The 14,111-nt window shown below is 68.5% G+C and carries 18 protein-coding genes; 13 read left to right on the top strand and 5 right to left on the bottom strand.

Annotation, left to right across the window (positions count from 1 at the left end; genetic code table 11):
- Nucleotides 1–16: 16 nt before the first annotated feature.
- A complete protein-coding gene (locus ACV7GQ_RS11690; RefSeq protein ID WP_470310416.1) occupies nt 17–487 on the bottom strand; it encodes an MGMT family protein in 471 nt (156 codons plus the stop codon).
- Between the two features lie 90 nt (nt 488–577).
- On the opposite strand from ACV7GQ_RS11690, the gene trpC reads away from it, so the two are divergent.
- From trpC to ACV7GQ_RS11670, 4 genes are read left to right on the top strand one after another with little or no spacing between them, the layout of a single operon-like run.
- On the top strand, nt 578–1,369 hold the full coding sequence (gene trpC / locus ACV7GQ_RS11685) for an indole-3-glycerol phosphate synthase (protein WP_470310415.1): 792 nt from the start codon (nt 578–580) through the stop codon (nt 1,367–1,369).
- A complete protein-coding gene (gene trpB / locus ACV7GQ_RS11680; RefSeq protein WP_470310414.1) occupies nt 1,366–2,628 on the top strand; it encodes a tryptophan synthase subunit beta in 1,263 nt (420 codons plus the stop codon). The genes trpC and trpB overlap by 4 nt, the downstream gene beginning before the upstream one ends.
- Nucleotides 2,628–3,458, top strand: coding sequence for a tryptophan synthase subunit alpha (trpA, locus tag ACV7GQ_RS11675; protein WP_470310413.1), 831 nt, complete (start codon nt 2,628–2,630; stop codon nt 3,456–3,458). The genes trpB and trpA overlap by 1 nt, the downstream gene beginning before the upstream one ends.
- A 26-nt stretch (nt 3,459–3,484) precedes the next feature.
- Nucleotides 3,485–4,288, top strand: coding sequence for a 2-amino-3,7-dideoxy-D-threo-hept-6-ulosonate synthase (locus tag ACV7GQ_RS11670; protein WP_470310412.1), 804 nt, complete (start codon nt 3,485–3,487; stop codon nt 4,286–4,288).
- On the opposite strand, the gene ACV7GQ_RS11665 is transcribed toward ACV7GQ_RS11670, so the two are convergent.
- Nucleotides 4,285–5,625, bottom strand: a complete 1,341-nt coding sequence (locus ACV7GQ_RS11665) for a P-loop NTPase (RefSeq protein ID WP_470310411.1) — start codon at nt 5,623–5,625, stop codon at nt 4,285–4,287. The two genes, ACV7GQ_RS11670 and ACV7GQ_RS11665, sit on opposite strands and share 4 nt — an antisense overlap.
- A gap of 192 nt (nt 5,626–5,817) precedes the next feature.
- Here ACV7GQ_RS11665 and ACV7GQ_RS11660 point away from each other — a divergent pair, with 192 nt between their 5' ends.
- Nucleotides 5,818–6,984 carry a 3-dehydroquinate synthase II gene (locus ACV7GQ_RS11660; protein WP_470310410.1) on the top strand — a complete coding sequence of 389 codons (1,167 nt, stop codon included), beginning with the start codon at nt 5,818–5,820 and terminating at the stop codon, nt 6,982–6,984.
- Between the two features lie 59 nt (nt 6,985–7,043).
- On the opposite strand, the gene ACV7GQ_RS11655 is transcribed toward ACV7GQ_RS11660, so the two are convergent.
- Entirely contained in the window at nt 7,044–8,273 is a 1,230-nt protein-coding gene (locus tag ACV7GQ_RS11655) for an MFS transporter (RefSeq protein WP_470310409.1), read from the bottom strand.
- A 3-nt stretch (nt 8,274–8,276) separates the two neighbouring features.
- The gene (locus tag ACV7GQ_RS11650) at nt 8,277–8,699 is read right to left on the bottom strand and encodes a zinc ribbon domain-containing protein (protein WP_470310408.1); all 423 of its coding nucleotides are present in this window, start codon (nt 8,697–8,699) and stop codon (nt 8,277–8,279) included.
- Nucleotides 8,700–8,856: 157 nt separating this feature from the next.
- Between ACV7GQ_RS11650 and ACV7GQ_RS11645 the strand changes: the two genes are divergently transcribed.
- Both ACV7GQ_RS11645 and ACV7GQ_RS11640 read left to right on the top strand, forming a co-directional pair.
- Complete coding sequence (locus ACV7GQ_RS11645; RefSeq protein WP_470310407.1) at nt 8,857–9,078, top strand: hypothetical protein; 222 nt, start codon at nt 8,857–8,859, stop codon at nt 9,076–9,078.
- Between the two features lie 75 nt (nt 9,079–9,153).
- Complete coding sequence (locus ACV7GQ_RS11640) at nt 9,154–9,495, top strand: cupin domain-containing protein (protein WP_470310406.1); 342 nt, start codon at nt 9,154–9,156, stop codon at nt 9,493–9,495.
- On the opposite strand, the gene ACV7GQ_RS11635 is transcribed toward ACV7GQ_RS11640, so the two are convergent.
- Complete coding sequence (locus ACV7GQ_RS11635) at nt 9,496–9,675, bottom strand: DUF8107 family protein (RefSeq protein ID WP_470310405.1); 180 nt, start codon at nt 9,673–9,675, stop codon at nt 9,496–9,498. It lies immediately after the preceding gene.
- Nucleotides 9,676–9,777: 102 nt separating this feature from the next.
- On the opposite strand from ACV7GQ_RS11635, the gene ACV7GQ_RS11630 reads away from it, so the two are divergent.
- The 6 genes from ACV7GQ_RS11630 to ACV7GQ_RS11605 all read left to right on the top strand — a co-directional run bounded on the left by ACV7GQ_RS11630 (nt 9,778) and on the right by ACV7GQ_RS11605 (nt 14,106).
- Nucleotides 9,778–10,095, top strand: a complete 318-nt coding sequence (locus ACV7GQ_RS11630; RefSeq protein ID WP_470310404.1) for a hypothetical protein — start codon at nt 9,778–9,780, stop codon at nt 10,093–10,095.
- A 38-nt stretch (nt 10,096–10,133) separates the two neighbouring features.
- Nucleotides 10,134–10,544: an SRPBCC family protein gene (locus ACV7GQ_RS11625; RefSeq protein WP_470310403.1), complete on the top strand. Its 411-nt coding sequence runs from the start codon at nt 10,134–10,136 to the stop codon at nt 10,542–10,544.
- An 80-nt stretch (nt 10,545–10,624) separates the two neighbouring features.
- Complete coding sequence (locus ACV7GQ_RS11620; RefSeq protein WP_470310402.1) at nt 10,625–10,849, top strand: hypothetical protein; 225 nt, start codon at nt 10,625–10,627, stop codon at nt 10,847–10,849.
- A 42-nt stretch (nt 10,850–10,891) separates the two neighbouring features.
- The gene (locus ACV7GQ_RS11615; RefSeq protein WP_220616879.1) at nt 10,892–11,188 is read left to right on the top strand and encodes a DUF7990 family protein; all 297 of its coding nucleotides are present in this window, start codon (nt 10,892–10,894) and stop codon (nt 11,186–11,188) included.
- 1 nt (nt 11,189) lies between these two features.
- Nucleotides 11,190–12,161: an ArsA family ATPase gene (locus ACV7GQ_RS11610; RefSeq protein ID WP_470310401.1), complete on the top strand. Its 972-nt coding sequence runs from the start codon at nt 11,190–11,192 to the stop codon at nt 12,159–12,161.
- 124 nt (nt 12,162–12,285) lie between these two features.
- On the top strand, nt 12,286–14,106 hold the full coding sequence (locus ACV7GQ_RS11605; protein ID WP_470310400.1) for a carbon starvation CstA family protein: 1,821 nt from the start codon (nt 12,286–12,288) through the stop codon (nt 14,104–14,106).
- The last annotated feature ends 5 nt before the right edge of the window (nt 14,107–14,111 follow it).

The following is a 14,111-nucleotide window of genomic DNA, read 5'->3' as shown; positions in this document are numbered from 1 at the left end:
GGTGCCGGAGGCCCCGTCAGAGCCCCTCGACGGCCCGCAGCTTCTGTTCGACCGGCGGCGGCGCCGCACTGGGACCGTCCCGGACGCGGTGGTCGGGAATCAGCAGCGGGACGGGATTGGCCGCCAGCGCCTCGCGGACCTGCGTCAGGTCGTCCTGTTCGCTCGGGTCGATGCCGGCGGTCATCCGGGCCACCTGCTCGACCGTCGCGTCCTCGCCGTAGGGGATCTCCCGGACGGCCTCGAGGACCTTGCGCTGGCCCGTCGGCACCGTCAGACCGACGGTCACGTCCGCGAAGTCGTCCTCGGCGCCGTTGAGGTAGTCCTCGATGCGGTCGAGGAGCGGGTGGTCATCCCGACTGTCGGCCTCGGGCGCCGTCGGGAACGAGAGGGAGATGACCCGGTCGCCCGCCTCGCCGAACTGGACGAACCGGTCCAGATACGCCGACTCCCGGGCGTAGATGCCTGCATCACTCGTCGGAGTCTCCATGGTGGCGTCGAGGGCCGGTCGGGCCTTCAAGATTGGCACCGGCCGACGACGACAACACTTATGTACACTTCTGTACGTTAATGTTCAGTAATGGAATCCGATGCGGGACTGGCACGGGAAGTCGAGTCGATACTCGCGGCGGCACGCGAGCGAGGCGGCGGGGGCGACCGGGTCGCCGTCGAGGCGCGGTCGCTCACCGACGCCTTCGAGGCCGCGGCGGCCGACGGCCGCGTTCCGATCATCGCGGAGGTCAAGCCCACGAGTCCGACCGCCGAGGGCGAGCGGACCGACGACCCCGTCGACCTGGCCGAGCAGATGGTCGACGGGGGCGCGGCGGCCCTGTCGGTGTTGACCGAACCCGACCACTTCGGCGGGTCCGCGGCGACGCTGGAGCGGGTGCGAGAGGCCGTCGACGTGCCGGTCCTCCGGAAGGACTTCGTGCTCCACGAGGCCCAACTGGACGTGGTCGCGGCCGACGTCGTCCTCCTCATCGTCCGGTTCCTCGACGAGGAGGGGACCGACGACCTCGAGACCCTGCTCTCGGCGGCCCGGGAGCGGGGCTTCCAGGTGCTCGTCGAGGCCCACACCGCCGAGGAGGTCCGGCGGGCGGTCGACGCGGGCGCCGACGTCGTCGGCGTGAACAACCGCGACCTGGCGCAGTTGGAGGTCGACCTCGAGACGTTCCCGCGGGCGGCCGAGGCGGCCCCCGAGAGCGTCACCCTCATTGCGGAAAGCGGCATAGGAACACCGGACGACGTCGCACGGATGCGCGCGGCCGGCGCCGACGCACTGCTCGTCGGGTCGGCTATCATGGACCACGGCGGCGACTCGGACGTGGCCGAGAACACGCGACGGCTGACAGACGCGGAGACACAGACATGAGCACTGACGACGCACACGACCCCAAGTTCGGCGAGTACGGCGGACAGTACGTGCCAGAGGCACTGATGCCGGCTATCGAGGAGCTGGCCGACGCCTACGGACGGTACGTACTGGAGAACGAAGACGGCTTCATGGACGAGTTCCGGGAGCGGCTGGCGGACTTCGGCGGCCGCCCGACCCCGCTCCAGTACGCCGAGCAACTCTCGGCCCGGTACGACACGGACGTCTACCTCAAGCGAGAGGACCTCCTCCACGGCGGCGCGCACAAACTCAACAACGCACTCGGACAGGTCCTGCTGGCGAAGTACATGGGCAAGGAGCGCATCATCGCAGAGACGGGCGCCGGACAGCACGGCACCGCGACGGCCATGGCCGCCGCCCACCTGGACATGCCCTGCGAGATATACATGGGCGAGACCGACATCGCGCGCCAGCGGCCCAACGTCTTCCGCATGCGTATCAACGGCGCCGAGGTCAACCCGGTCACGGTCGGCCGCGGCACGCTGAAGGAGGCCATCTCCGAGACGATGCGGGACTGGGCGACCACCGTCGAGAACACCCACTACGTCATCGGGAGCATCGTCGGCCCGCACCCCTTCCCGAAGATGGTCCGGGACTTCCAGGCGGTCATCTCCGAGGAGGCCCGCGAACAGGCCATCGAAGAGACTGGCGGCCTCCCGGATTCGGTCCTCGCCTGCGCCGGCGGCGGGTCGAACACGATGGGCGCCTTCGCCGAGTTCGTCCCCGACGAGTCGGTCGACCTCGTCGCCGTCGAGGCCGGCGGCTCCTCGCTGCAGGTCGACGAGGACGAGGGCGTCGCGCCCAACTCCGCGACCCTCTCGACGGGCGACGAGGGCGTGCTCCACGGCGCGCGGACGAAACTCCTCCAGGACTCCGACGGCCAGATAATGGAGTCACACTCCGTCTCGGCGGGACTCGACTACGCCGGCGTCGGCCCGGAACTCGCCCACCTCGTCGACGAGGACCGCGTGACGCCGGTCAACGTCGACGACGACGCCGCGCTGGAGGCCTTCCACCGCCTCTCGCAGGACGAGGGCGTCATCCCGGCCTTGGAGACGGCCCACGCCTTCGGCTACCTCGAGGAGCACCACGACGAACTGGGCGACACCGTCGTCGTCAACGTCTCCGGCCGCGGCGACAAGGACCTCGAGACGGTCATCGAGGAGACGAGCAAGCGCGACCTCGACATCGCGCCCGACATGTCCATCCTGAACCGCGTCGGCGGAGGTGGCATCTGATGGGGCTGGAACGCGCCTTCGCGGACGAACCGGCCTTCGTGCCGTATCTGGCCGCCGGCGACCCGAACTACGAGGACTCGCTTGCCTACGTCGAGGCCCTCGCGGAGGGCGGGGCCGACGTCATCGAACTCGGCCTGCCGTTCTCGGAACCAATCGCCGAGGGCAAGACCATCCAGGACGCCATCGTCCGGTCGCTGGAGTCGGGGATGACCCCCGACCGCTTCTTCGAGTTCGTCGAGGACCTCGACGTCGACGTGCCGCTGGTGTGTATGACCTACTACAACCTCATCTACCAGTACGGCGACGAGGAAGGCCCCCGGCCCTTCGTCGAGACGGCCGCCGACGTGGGCATCGAGGGGTTCGTCGTCCCCGACCTGCCCGCGGAGGAGGCCGCCCCGCTCCGCGAGGCCTGCGACGAGTTCGGACTGGACCTCGTTTTCATCGTCGCGCCGACGACCCGGGGCGACCGCCTCGAACGGATGCTGGAACAGGTGTCGGGCTACGTCTACGTGCAGGCCCGGTTGGGCGTCACCGGCGCGCGGGACGACGTCGACGACGCCACCGAGGCGTCGCTGGCCCGGCTCTCGGACTGGGACGTGCCCAAAGCCGTCGGCTTCGGCATCAAGACCGGCGAGCACGCCGAGGAGATCGTGGCCGCCGGTGCGGACGGCGTCATCGTCGGCTCCGCGCTGGTCGACATCGTCGCCGAGGGTCACGAGGACGGCGATTCCACCGCGGCGGTCGCCGACCGACTCGAATCACTCGCCCGCGAACTCAAGCAGGGCGCACTCCGCGGGGCACAGGAACGGCCGCAACCGGAACGCACATAATCGTTCTTGCCACACTCTCGCATATCATGAACGCAGGGACACGCGCACGACTCGAACGCATCGGGACAGACGGGCAGTACGTCGTCGTCCCGATGGACCACGGTATCACCATGGGCGCCGTAACGGGGCTCAAGGACATCGAATCGACCATCGACGCCATCACGCGCGGCGGCGCCGACGCCGTCCTCACCCAGCGGGGCATCGCCGACCGCGTCCACCCGCACAAGAACGACGCGGGCTACATCGTCCACCTCAACGGGTCGACGACCATCGGTCCCGACGAGAACGACAAGCGCCAGACCGGCACCGTAGAGGACGCCATCCGCGCCGGCGCCGACGCCGTCTCCTTCCACATCAACGTCGGCAGTAAGTACGAGCGCGAGCAGATCGCCGCGCTCTCGGACCTGACCAGCGAGGCCGAACGCTACGGGCTGCCGGTGCTGGCGATGGCCTACGCCCGCGGGCCGGACATCGACCCCGACGCCGACGACTACAACCAGTACGTCGGCCACGCCGTCCGACTCGCCGAGGAACTCGGCTCCGACGTCGTGAAGACGGGGTACACCGGCGACGCCGAGAGCTTCCAGCACGTCGTCGAGTCAACCTCGCTCCCGGTGGTCATCGCCGGCGGCGCGAAGGGCACCGACGAGGAGACGCTCGACATGGTCCGCGGCGCGGTCGACGCCGGGGCATCGGGCGTCTCGATGGGCCGCTCCATCTTCCAGCACGAGGACCCCGAGAAGATCACGCGCGCCGTCGCCAGCGTCGTCCACGACGACGCCGACGCCGCCGACGCCCTCCACGAGGCCGGCCTCGCCGTCGAGGCCTAGAAGCCGAACAGCGACCGTATCTGGGCGCCGAGCGACGTGCCGTCGTCCTCGGTCGTCTCGCTCTCTGCCGCACCCTCCCTCTCGGCAGCCTCGGCCGTCCGTGCACCGGCCGACCGTTCGGCGTCGCTCGACCCGTTACTGCTCTGTTCGTCGCTGCTCGTCCCGTCGGCGTGGGCGGACCGGTCGGTGTCGTCGCCGGAACCGTCCGTCGCCGACGCCTGCTCCGCCTCGCTCGCCGGCGCGGTCGGTGCCCCGCCGTCGGCGGTCGTCTCCTCGCGGGCCGGTTCGTCGGTCTCCGTGGCCGGTTCTGGCGCGTGGTCGTCGGCCACCGACGCCCCTGCGGACGGGTCCTTCTCCGAGGATGTGGCGCCGTCCGCTCGCCCCGAATCGGCCGGCTGCGGGTCGGGACCCGCGGCCGCCTGTTCGTCCGCGGGTGACCGTTGTTGTCCCGGTTCCGCCTCCGCGTCCGCCTCTACGGGACCGACCGACACTGCCCGGCCGTACTCCTCCGACGCGACGGTCTGCCCGTCGTCGGCTTCACCGTCGGGCTGCTCGGAATCGCGGGCGTTCTCCGGCTCCGGGGCGTCGACCTCATCCGCCGTCGCATCCGGCGTCGGCGGGTGGTCGACCAGCTGGCGCGCTATCTTCCGGTAGGCGATGGCCGCGCCGCTCTTGGGCGCGTTCGAGATGACGGGCAGCCCCTTGTCCTGCGAGTGGGGGACGGCGTCGTCTTCCGGGACATGCCCGAGCAACTCGACGTCGAGGAAGTCCGCGATTCGGTCGGCTCCCGGCGAGGCGCCCGTTCCGGACTTCGTCAGCACGAGGCCGCGGACGTCGGTGTCCACGCGGTCCGCCAGTTCCAGCGTGTTCCGGACGTTGCGTATCGAGGCCACGCGGGGCGTCGAGACGAGGAGGACGTCGTCGGCCAGCTGTATCGGTCGCATCGTCTCTTCGCTCAGGCCCGCGGGGGTGTCCAGAAGGACCACGTCGTGGTGCCATCGGAGCGTCTCGACGACTTCGGGCAGCCGGTCGAGGTCCGTCCCGGCGTAGCCCGCCAGGTCCGTCCCGCTGGGCACCACCGACAGACCGGTGTCGGTCTCGTAGATGGCGGCCTCTACCTCCGCGTCGCCCGCGAGGACGTCGTGGAGTGTCGTCGCCTCGGTCACGTCGATGTCTATCTCCAGGAAGTCGACGAGGTTCGCCATCGCGAGGTCCAGTTCGACGGTGACTGTCGAGTACCCCGACTGGGCCAGTGCCGCCCCGAGATTGATACTGGTCGTCGTCTTCCCAACTCCCCCTTTCGCCCCCGCCACCGTGTAGACGTGATTCGTGACCATTGTTACCAGCTATCTGCCCTTATGTTACATTTAGAGTCTATCATTCTCAGTGATAACTCTAGGGGCCACAGTTTCACTCGTGAATATTGGCCGCCGCCGGCCCAGCGGCGGTCGGCGGCCGCGCCGGGGGCCGTCCTCGGGCCGCCTGCAGGTTCCGCCACGTTCAAGCCCCGCCGTCGCGGACGTGGCGGTATGACACGAAGCGTGTGGCTCAAAGCCGACGACGAGGTCGGCGACTGGGAGACGCGAAAGCGGCGCATCACCGCCGGCCTGGAGGCCGGGGTCGACTGGGTACTGGTCGACGAAGAGGACGTAGAGCGGGTCCAGGACCTCGGCGCCGTCGACGTCGCGGCCTTCACGAACGGGGACGTCCACGTCATGGAGGCCGAGGCCGGGGAGTCGAACGCCGACGCGACCGTCGTGGGCAAGGACGGCGAGGGCGACGGCACCGTCGACCTCCCCTCTGACTTCTCTGGCTCCGCCGACCTCTCTGCGCTCCGTCAGAACGGGGCCGCCCCCGAGGGCGGCTACGTCCGCATCTTCGACGAGGACTACGAGGCCTTCGCGGAGGCCGTCGCGACGGAGGCCGACTACACCATCGTCGTCAGCGAGAACTGGCAGATAATCCCGCTGGAGAACCTCATCGCCCGCGTCGGCGAGGAGACGGACCTCATCGCCGGGGTCACCTCCGCCGAGGACGCCCGCACCGCCTACGAGACGCTCGAGCGCGGCGCCGACGGCGTCCTGCTCGACACCGACGACGTCGACGAGATACGCAAGACCGTCGAGGTCCGCGACGAGGTGGGCCGCGAGCAGCTCGAACTGGAGTACGCCGAGGTCACTGCGGTCGAACAGACGGGCTCCGCCGACCGCGTCTGCATCGATACGGGCACGCTGATGGAACACGACGAGGGGATGCTCGTCGGGTCGATGGCGCGCGGGCTCTTCTTCGTCCACGCCGAGACCGCCGAGTCGCCCTACGTCGCCTCGCGGCCGTTCAGAGTCAACGCCGGCGCGGTCCACGCCTACGTCCGCACACCCGACGGCGGGACGAAGTACCTCTCGGAACTGCAGTCCGGCGACGAGGTCCAGATAGTCGACGCACAGGGACACACCCGCGAGGCCATCGTCGGCCGTGCGAAGATAGAGAAGCGCCCGATGTTCCGGGTACAGGCCGAGACCGAGGCCGGCGACCGCATCGAGACGCTCCTGCAGAACGCCGAGACCATCAAGGTCCACACCCGCGACGGTCGCACCGCGGTCACCGACCTCGAACCGGGCGACGAGATCCTCGTCCACTACGAGGACACGGCGACGCACTTCGGCGAGAAGATAGAGGAGAGCATCATCGAGAAGTAACGCTCGCACCGCGCCGCTGCGCCGGCGTGACGAGCCGTCGCGGCGGTCCGACTGGATTCTCACCCGTCCGCGGTCGTCTCGGCCCGCTCCTCGCTGTGTGTCCCCGGTCGGAGCGTCAGCGCCGCGAGGCCGGCGACCACGAGGAGGCCGGCCCCGATGGCGAACGAGTCGACCCACCCGAGTCGGGCGACCATGACGCCTGCCACCGTCCCGCCGAAGACGCCGCCGGGGACCTTCGCCGAGTAGACGAGCGCGTAATTCTCCGAGGAGCGCGCTCGTCCGTAGTACTCGCCGACGAGCGACGGGACGACGGCGAAGGCCGGGCTCCTGAAGAACGCCGTCGCGCCGACCAGCAGCACGAACGCTGGCGCGACGCCGGCGGTGCCGGCCACCACTGCCGCGCCCAGCGAAGCGCCACAGAGCACCAGCGAGACGCCGACGGTCCGCTCGCCCCCGAACCGGTCGGACAGGCCGGATATCACGACGATGCCGCCGGCGTCCGCGAGTGCGACGGCGGAGGCGACGGTCGTCGCCGTGGCCGCCGAGAGGCCCAGCCCCGTCGTGAACCCCACCGACTGCCCGATGAGCATCAGGCCGACGCCGTTGACGACGGTCATCACGCCGAAGAGCACCCAGAACTGCCACGTCCGGACGACGGTCTGCCACCCGACGCCCGGCGACGTCTCGGGCCGGTCGCTCCGGTTCGGCGATGTGCGCTCGCCCGCTCGGTCGGGGTCACGGACGACGAGCGCCGCGACGAGGCCCACGAGCCCGACGACAGCCCCGAGCCCGAGGAGCGTCCCGGCGTAGGACGCCTCGATACGGGGCCCCACCAGCGGGATGACGACGACGCTGGCCCCGCCGAAGGCCATCGTGACGACGCCCGTCGCGAGGCCGCGCCGGTCGTCGAACCACTTCACGGGCGTGTTGACCGCGACGGTGTAGGCGCTCCCGCAGCCGAGCCCACCGACGCCGTAGGTGACCGCGGCCACGGCGTAGGACTCCGCCAGCGCCAGTCCGGCGTAGCCGACGAACAGCAGGAGCGCGCTCGCGAGGAGCACCGGCCGTGGGCCGTAGCGGTCCCTGACGCTCCCCGCGGGGAACTGGACCAGCGTCTGGCCGACGACGTAGGCGGTGAAGACCGTCCCCAGTTGGGCCGGCGACGCGCCGACGCGCGCTCCGACGGCACCGCTGACCGTCGTCCAGACGAACTGGTAGGTCCCCGCCGCACCCATGACGGCCGCGGCGACGCCGACCAACAGCCAGCGTGCGTCTCCGTCCCGAACCACGCGTTACTTGTCGGGGTTCGCCTGCGGCCGTTCGAGTTCGGTCGTACACCAGTGACAGAAGTCGATGTCCTCGTCGAGCTCCTTCCCGCAGTTGGGGCACTTCGCCCCCTCGACGACGTCGGCGGCCTCGTTCTCTCGGGTCGCCATCAGGTAGGCGTCGGCCATCGAGAGCGCCCTGATGGCCAGCAGCGCCACCGCCACCTCGACCGGCAGCGCTCTCGAGACGGCGAGGACGCCGTCGACGGTGAACCCGTCCTGAATCGGTGCCACCACCTCGTCACCGATGAGCAGCATCGACGTGCTGACGACGAGGCCGAACCAGAGAACCGCACGAAGCCACTCCCGCAGGTAGACGTGTCCCAAACCGGGGTAGAGCAGGGCGAGCGTCGCGGCGAGCCACGGCCGCTTGCGCCCAGTGTCGGTCATATCCGGAACGTCGGACACACATACCCCTATATCTTCCGAACGACTGGGGTGTCGGCGAGCGGTCCCTCGGCCGATGCCGTCGACGGCATCGGTCGGCCACCGGCCACGGACAGCACCGATGCGTGCCGTTTAGTGGCTGGCCGACTAGGCGTCGGGTATGACCGAACCGACGTGTCCCGCCTGTGAGACGGCACTGGTCGATTTCACCGAGCTGCCGGCGGACGTCCGGGAGCGACTGGAGGCCGACGAGCGTCGACAGCGCCAGTCCGTGGCCCACCGCCGCGAGAAGCACACCGTCTGTCCGTCGTGTACGCTCGAGATACACGGCTGTGGCCAACCGTACGCGATTCCGGACGCGGCGCGACCCGACGCGCCGTAGCCGCCGGGCCGTCGCCGGCGACGACCGGACGGTCGCGGGAGATACGGTTTTCACCGTTGCTCTGTACGTACCTGTATGGAAGTCGTGCCAGAAGCCCCCACGGAGACGGTCGAAGTCGAACCGGGCGTCCACCTCGCGCAGCTGGCGGCGGGCGAGGAGATGAGCATCCAGCACCTCCGCATCGAACCGGGCGGGCGGGTGCCGGAACACAGCCACCACCACGAACAGGTCGGGTTCGTCTACCAGGGCGAACAGACCTTCGTCCTCGAAGACGGCGCGGCGGTGACCGTCGAACCGGGCGGCTCCTACTGGCTCCGGAGCCACGAGGTCCACGCCGCCGAGAACCGCGGCGACGTGGACCTCCTCGCCATCGACGTCTTCAGTCCCCCCCGACCGAACCCGGACTGGCTGGAGTGACTACCGGAGGACGAGGAGGTAGGTCAGCACCGCCAGCGCCAGCGCCGTCGTCGCGACGCTCCGAAGCGTGAACGACGCGAGGCCGAAGAAGCTCAGCCCCCAGACGACGACCGTACTGAACACGAGCGAGAGGACGAGGTCCAAGACCAGCAGTACGCGGATGTCTCCGTCGGATGCCATACCTCTCCGTGGCGGTTGGGGCGGCCTTATGTGTGTGGATTAGTTGTCGAGGTGCTGTCGTGATAGGTGGGTTCATATTCCGTCTGGCCCAAGAGGGTGGTGATGGTTCACAACCGCGACGGCACACCGGTCGACCCCGTCCCGTTCCTCGTCGTGAGCGGGCTCGGGTTCACGGTGAGTTTCTCCTTCGGCCCCATCTACGTCATGGCGTTGGGGGCCTCGCTCCCGATGGCGCTGACCGTCGCGGCGTTGCTGACCGGCCTGACGGCCGCCGTCGCCTACCACCGCTACGTCTGGACCGAGCGTCCCTCGCTCAGGGAGGAGATACCCGCCGAGGTGCGCTTCAGACGGCTCATCTACGGCGTCGTCGCGGGCTTTTTGGCGGTCGCGGCGCTCGCCCTGCCCCTCCTCGCCCAGTAGCCCGTGGAACTATGGCGGGTGACGGTGACAGCACAGCCATGCGCGAGGTCGTCCAGACGCGGTTCGTAGACGCGACGCCGGCCGAACTCGAACGTGTGCTCTCGCCGTCGACGGTCCTCGAGGCGGCGGGCACGTTCACCGTCGTCGAGACGGAGGCGGTCGACGGGGGACAGCGGGTCACGGCCCGCGGCGGCGGGATGGAGGCGGTGTTCGAGTTCGAGGACCGCACCGACGGACTCCGCTACCGACAGGTCGGCCAGCGGGGTCCGTTCGAGGCGATGGAGACGACGGTGACCTACACCGCGCGCGACCACGGGAGCGAGGTGACCGTCCGGTCGTCGGTCAGTCTCGGACTCCCTCTCGCCTCGCTGACCGACCGTATCGCCGCGTGGAAGCGCCGCGGGGAGCTCGACCGGATGCTGGACGGACTGGCCGACCACGTCTCCTGACGGAGGGCAACGTGGCGGTTGTGCGCCGGCAGCGCAGTCCTGCAGGAACGTTTATTGCCGTTACGAAGGTAATTCGTTCCATGAGTATCCTGACGACGGTCAAGGAGGTGTTGCAGGCGTCGACGCAGTCGGCCAACCGGGGCGATGTCACGGAGGAACTGTCGGACGGTGCCTACTGGTGTGACGACTGCGACGAACGGATCCGGGACGTCGACGTCGAGGGCGACGGGGCTCCGGACTGCCCGACGTGTGGGGACGAGATGCGGTTCGAGCGGTCTCAGGGGTCGACCGGGTGTGCGTGCTGACCGGCGGAACACGTATCTGCGACGCGCCTGCTACCAGTATCCATGAACGTAGACAAACGAATCCAGGCCTACCTCGATACGTTAGAGGAGTGGTTCCACGGCCTCTATCACGGGATGATAGAACACCCGTCCTTCGAGAAGATAGAGAAGGAAGCCGAGGACACGGCAGACGTGTTCATGTTCGCCTGCTTCGCGGACGCCTTCGGCATCCCGAGCCCCGTCTCCTACTACACGGCCGAACTCCTCCCGTACCTGACCGACGAGTTCGTCCAGTGGGAGCGCCGGATGTGGGACCGCCAGTCGTACATCGAACGCAAGGGCCAGCAGTACCACTTCTGACATGAACAAGTTCGTCTTCTTCGGCGGGAAAGGCGGGGTCGGCAAGACCACCGTCTCCTCCGCCTACGGCCTGAAGTGCGCTCGCGACGGTCTGCGGACCCTGCTGGTCTCGACGGACCCGGCCCACAGCACCTCGGACGTCTTCGACCAGCAGTTCGACGACGACCCGAAGCCCGTCGAGGGCCACGACAACCTCTTCGCCATGGAGCTGGACCCCGACGAGGAGGTCCAGCGCCATATGCGGGAGATAAAATCGACGATGTCCGACCAGGTGAGTCCGGCCATCGTCAACGAGATAGACCGCCAGATAGAGCTGGCCCACCGGACGCCCGGGGCCTACGAGGCGGCGCTGTTCGACCGGTTCATCGACGTGATGCGGAACAGCGAGGAGTACGACCGCGTCGTCTTCGACACGTCGCCGACGGGCGGCACGCTCCGACTGCTGGCGCTGCCGGAGTTCCTCGAGTCGTGGATCGAACGGCTCACCGAGAAGCGAAAGGAGAGCGTCGACCTCTTCGAGAAGGCGGCCATCGGCGACAAGGAGGCCAGACAGAAGCTCAAGGAAGACCCCATCATCCGCCGGCTCACCGAGCGCAAGGAGATGTTCGAGTTCGCCGGCGAGACGCTGCGCGAACAGTCGGCGTTCTACCTCGTGTTGAACCCGGACGAACTCTCCATCGAGGAGTCCCACCGGGCGGTCTCCGACCTGACCGACGCCGGGCTGACCGTCGGCGGCCTCGTCGTCAACAAGGTCGCACCCGCCCCCGACGACGACGAGACGGGCAAGGGCGCGATGTATCTGCGGGAGCGACACCGGACCGAACAGGACCGGCTCGAACGCATCCACTCGGAGTTCGACCAGCCGGTCGTCGCGGTCATCGAACAGCGCGTCTCGGAGATCAAGGGCGACCTCCTCTCGGAGGTCACCGAGGAACTCGATATCGAGACGGCCGCGTCCCCACCGCAGGCCTGATACTCCCGGGGGGTTCGACGGGGGCGCGGTAGCCACTGCTCCGTTTCTCTCTGGCGATTCTGACGACTGACGTCCACAATTATTAAATACTTTTTGCCCACAGATACGGTTGAGGGTCTATAACATGGTACAAGTACTGTGGCTCGTCGTAGCGACGCTGTTGACGTTCAGCGTTGGATACCTCGGGTACTCACGGTATCTCGCACAGTTCGTAGAGTTGAGTGACGAAAACGAGACACCGGCGCACAAATACGAGGACGGTCAGGAGTACGTCCCGTCGAAGAAACCGGTGTTGCTGGGACACCACTACTCGAGCATCGCCGGGGGTGCACCCATCGTGGGCCCCATCACCGCCGGCGTCGTCTGGGGGTGGGTGCCGGCCCTGCTGTGGATCGCTATCGGCAACCCGCTGATGGGGAGCGTCCACGACTTCGTCTCGCTGTCGGGGAGCCTCCGACACGAGGGGAAGTCCATCGGCTACATCATCGGCGAGTACGTCGGGGAGCGGGGGAAGAAGATGCTGCTGTGGTTCGCGTTCCTGACCATCATCCTCGTGGTGGCAGTGTTCGCACTCGTCGTCGCCATCGTGTTCAACGCCTACCCACAGGCCGCGACGGCGAGTTTCGTCTACATCGCGCTGGCACTGGTGTTCGGGGTGTACCTCTACCAGCTCGACCTCCCGTTCATCCCGGGGACGGCGGCGTTCGTCCTCGCGGTGTTCGGCGGGGTCTTCGTCGGTATCGAGTTCCCCATCGCGCTGTTCCCGGCCGAGGGACTCCCGAGCGAGACCATCGTGCTGTTCGGGTCCGGACTGGCGTCGATAGTGCCCGCGGCGGGCACGCTCGGCGCGAACACCGCCGGCTGGATTCCGGTCATCCTGCTGTACGCGGCCATCGCGTCGGTGCTCCCGGTGTGGACGCTGCTCCAGCCGCGTGACTTCCTCTCGTCGTTCCTGCTGTACGCGGGCGTCGGTGGGGCGCTGCTGGCGGTCATCGTCGGCACCCTGCTGGGGACCTCCGCTGAACCGCTTGTCATCCAGCTCGAACCGTACTACGGCTTCATGGGGACCGCGGGTCTGCCGCTGTTCCCGCTGCTGTTCGTGACCATCGCCTGCGGGACCATCAGCGGCTTCCACTCGCTGGTGTCCTCCGGGACGACGGCGAAGCAACTGAACAAGGAGACGGACGCCCGCCCCATCGGCTACGGTGGGATGCTCGGTGAGGGCCTGCTCGCCACCGTCGCGCTCGGGACCGTCGCCGTCGCGGGCGTCACCGCCGGTGGCGGTATCGGTCGTGCGCTCCCGAACTTCGCGTCCGGTGGTAGCGTGATGCTGACGAGCTTCGGCATCCCGACGTCCATCGGTGCGCCGTTCATGGCGCTCGTGCTCGTGAGCTTCCTGCTGACCTCGACGGACACGGCGGTCCGACTCGGTCGCTACATGGCCGAGGAGATCGTCGGCACGCCCGACGCCAGCAGTTCGGCGGTCCGGCAGGTCCAGGAGGTCGGCACCAACCGCTACAGTAACGCGGCCATCCAGTGTCTCGTCGCCTACGCGCTGGTCGCCAGCGGCTCCTGGGCGAGCCTGTGGCCGCTGTTCGGCGGTGCGAACCAGCTCCTGGCCGCGCTGGCGCTGCTGACCGCGACGGTGTGGCTGGCCAACTGGGACGACGACAAACAGCTCATCAGCACCGGCGTCCCGATGGCGCTGATGACCGTCATCACCGTCTGTGCGCTGCTGTACCTCTCGCTGTACCAGAACCTCTACCAGCAGTTCATCCAGGGCGGCTTCGCCGAGGGCGCGGGCATCTTCGCCCGCATCTCGGTCGCCGTCCAGATCGTGCTGGCGCTGGTGCTGGTCGGCCTCGCGCTCTCGCTGGTCTGGATCGGCTACAAGAACATCCGGACCGTGCGCGAACGGCCCAGCGGCGCGCCGGCCGACGACTGAGCGGC

The organism is Haloarcula sp. MBLA0163 (assembly GCF_055632435.1).
Note: the sequence above shows the minus strand (reverse complement) of the source record. Positions and strands in the feature narration are given on the sequence as shown.

Bases quoted from the DNA above. Each gene is read 5' to 3' on its own strand.
- ACV7GQ_RS11690 (WP_470310416.1), bottom strand. From the start codon at position 487: ATGGAGACTCCGACGAGTGATGCAGGCATCTACGCCCGGGAGTCGGCG.
- trpC (WP_470310415.1), top strand. From the start codon at position 578: ATGGAATCCGATGCGGGACTGGCACGGGAAGTCGAGTCGATACTCGCG.
- trpB (WP_470310414.1), top strand. From the start codon at position 1,366: ATGAGCACTGACGACGCACACGACCCCAAGTTCGGCGAGTACGGCGGA.
- trpA (WP_470310413.1), top strand. From the start codon at position 2,628: ATGGGGCTGGAACGCGCCTTCGCGGACGAACCGGCCTTCGTGCCGTAT.
- ACV7GQ_RS11670 (WP_470310412.1), top strand. From the start codon at position 3,485: ATGAACGCAGGGACACGCGCACGACTCGAACGCATCGGGACAGACGGG.
- ACV7GQ_RS11665 (WP_470310411.1), bottom strand. From the start codon at position 5,625: ATGGTCACGAATCACGTCTACACGGTGGCGGGGGCGAAAGGGGGAGTT.
- ACV7GQ_RS11660 (WP_470310410.1), top strand. From the start codon at position 5,818: ATGACACGAAGCGTGTGGCTCAAAGCCGACGACGAGGTCGGCGACTGG.
- ACV7GQ_RS11650 (WP_470310408.1), bottom strand. From the start codon at position 8,699: ATGACCGACACTGGGCGCAAGCGGCCGTGGCTCGCCGCGACGCTCGCC.
- ACV7GQ_RS11645 (WP_470310407.1), top strand. From the start codon at position 8,857: ATGACCGAACCGACGTGTCCCGCCTGTGAGACGGCACTGGTCGATTTC.
- ACV7GQ_RS11640 (WP_470310406.1), top strand. From the start codon at position 9,154: ATGGAAGTCGTGCCAGAAGCCCCCACGGAGACGGTCGAAGTCGAACCG.
- ACV7GQ_RS11635 (WP_470310405.1), bottom strand. From the start codon at position 9,675: ATGGCATCCGACGGAGACATCCGCGTACTGCTGGTCTTGGACCTCGTC.
- ACV7GQ_RS11630 (WP_470310404.1), top strand. From the start codon at position 9,778: ATGGTTCACAACCGCGACGGCACACCGGTCGACCCCGTCCCGTTCCTC.
- ACV7GQ_RS11625 (WP_470310403.1), top strand. From the start codon at position 10,134: ATGCGCGAGGTCGTCCAGACGCGGTTCGTAGACGCGACGCCGGCCGAA.
- ACV7GQ_RS11620 (WP_470310402.1), top strand. From the start codon at position 10,625: ATGAGTATCCTGACGACGGTCAAGGAGGTGTTGCAGGCGTCGACGCAG.
- ACV7GQ_RS11615 (WP_220616879.1), top strand. From the start codon at position 10,892: ATGAACGTAGACAAACGAATCCAGGCCTACCTCGATACGTTAGAGGAG.
- ACV7GQ_RS11610 (WP_470310401.1), top strand. From the start codon at position 11,190: ATGAACAAGTTCGTCTTCTTCGGCGGGAAAGGCGGGGTCGGCAAGACC.
- ACV7GQ_RS11605 (WP_470310400.1), top strand. From the start codon at position 12,286: ATGGTACAAGTACTGTGGCTCGTCGTAGCGACGCTGTTGACGTTCAGC.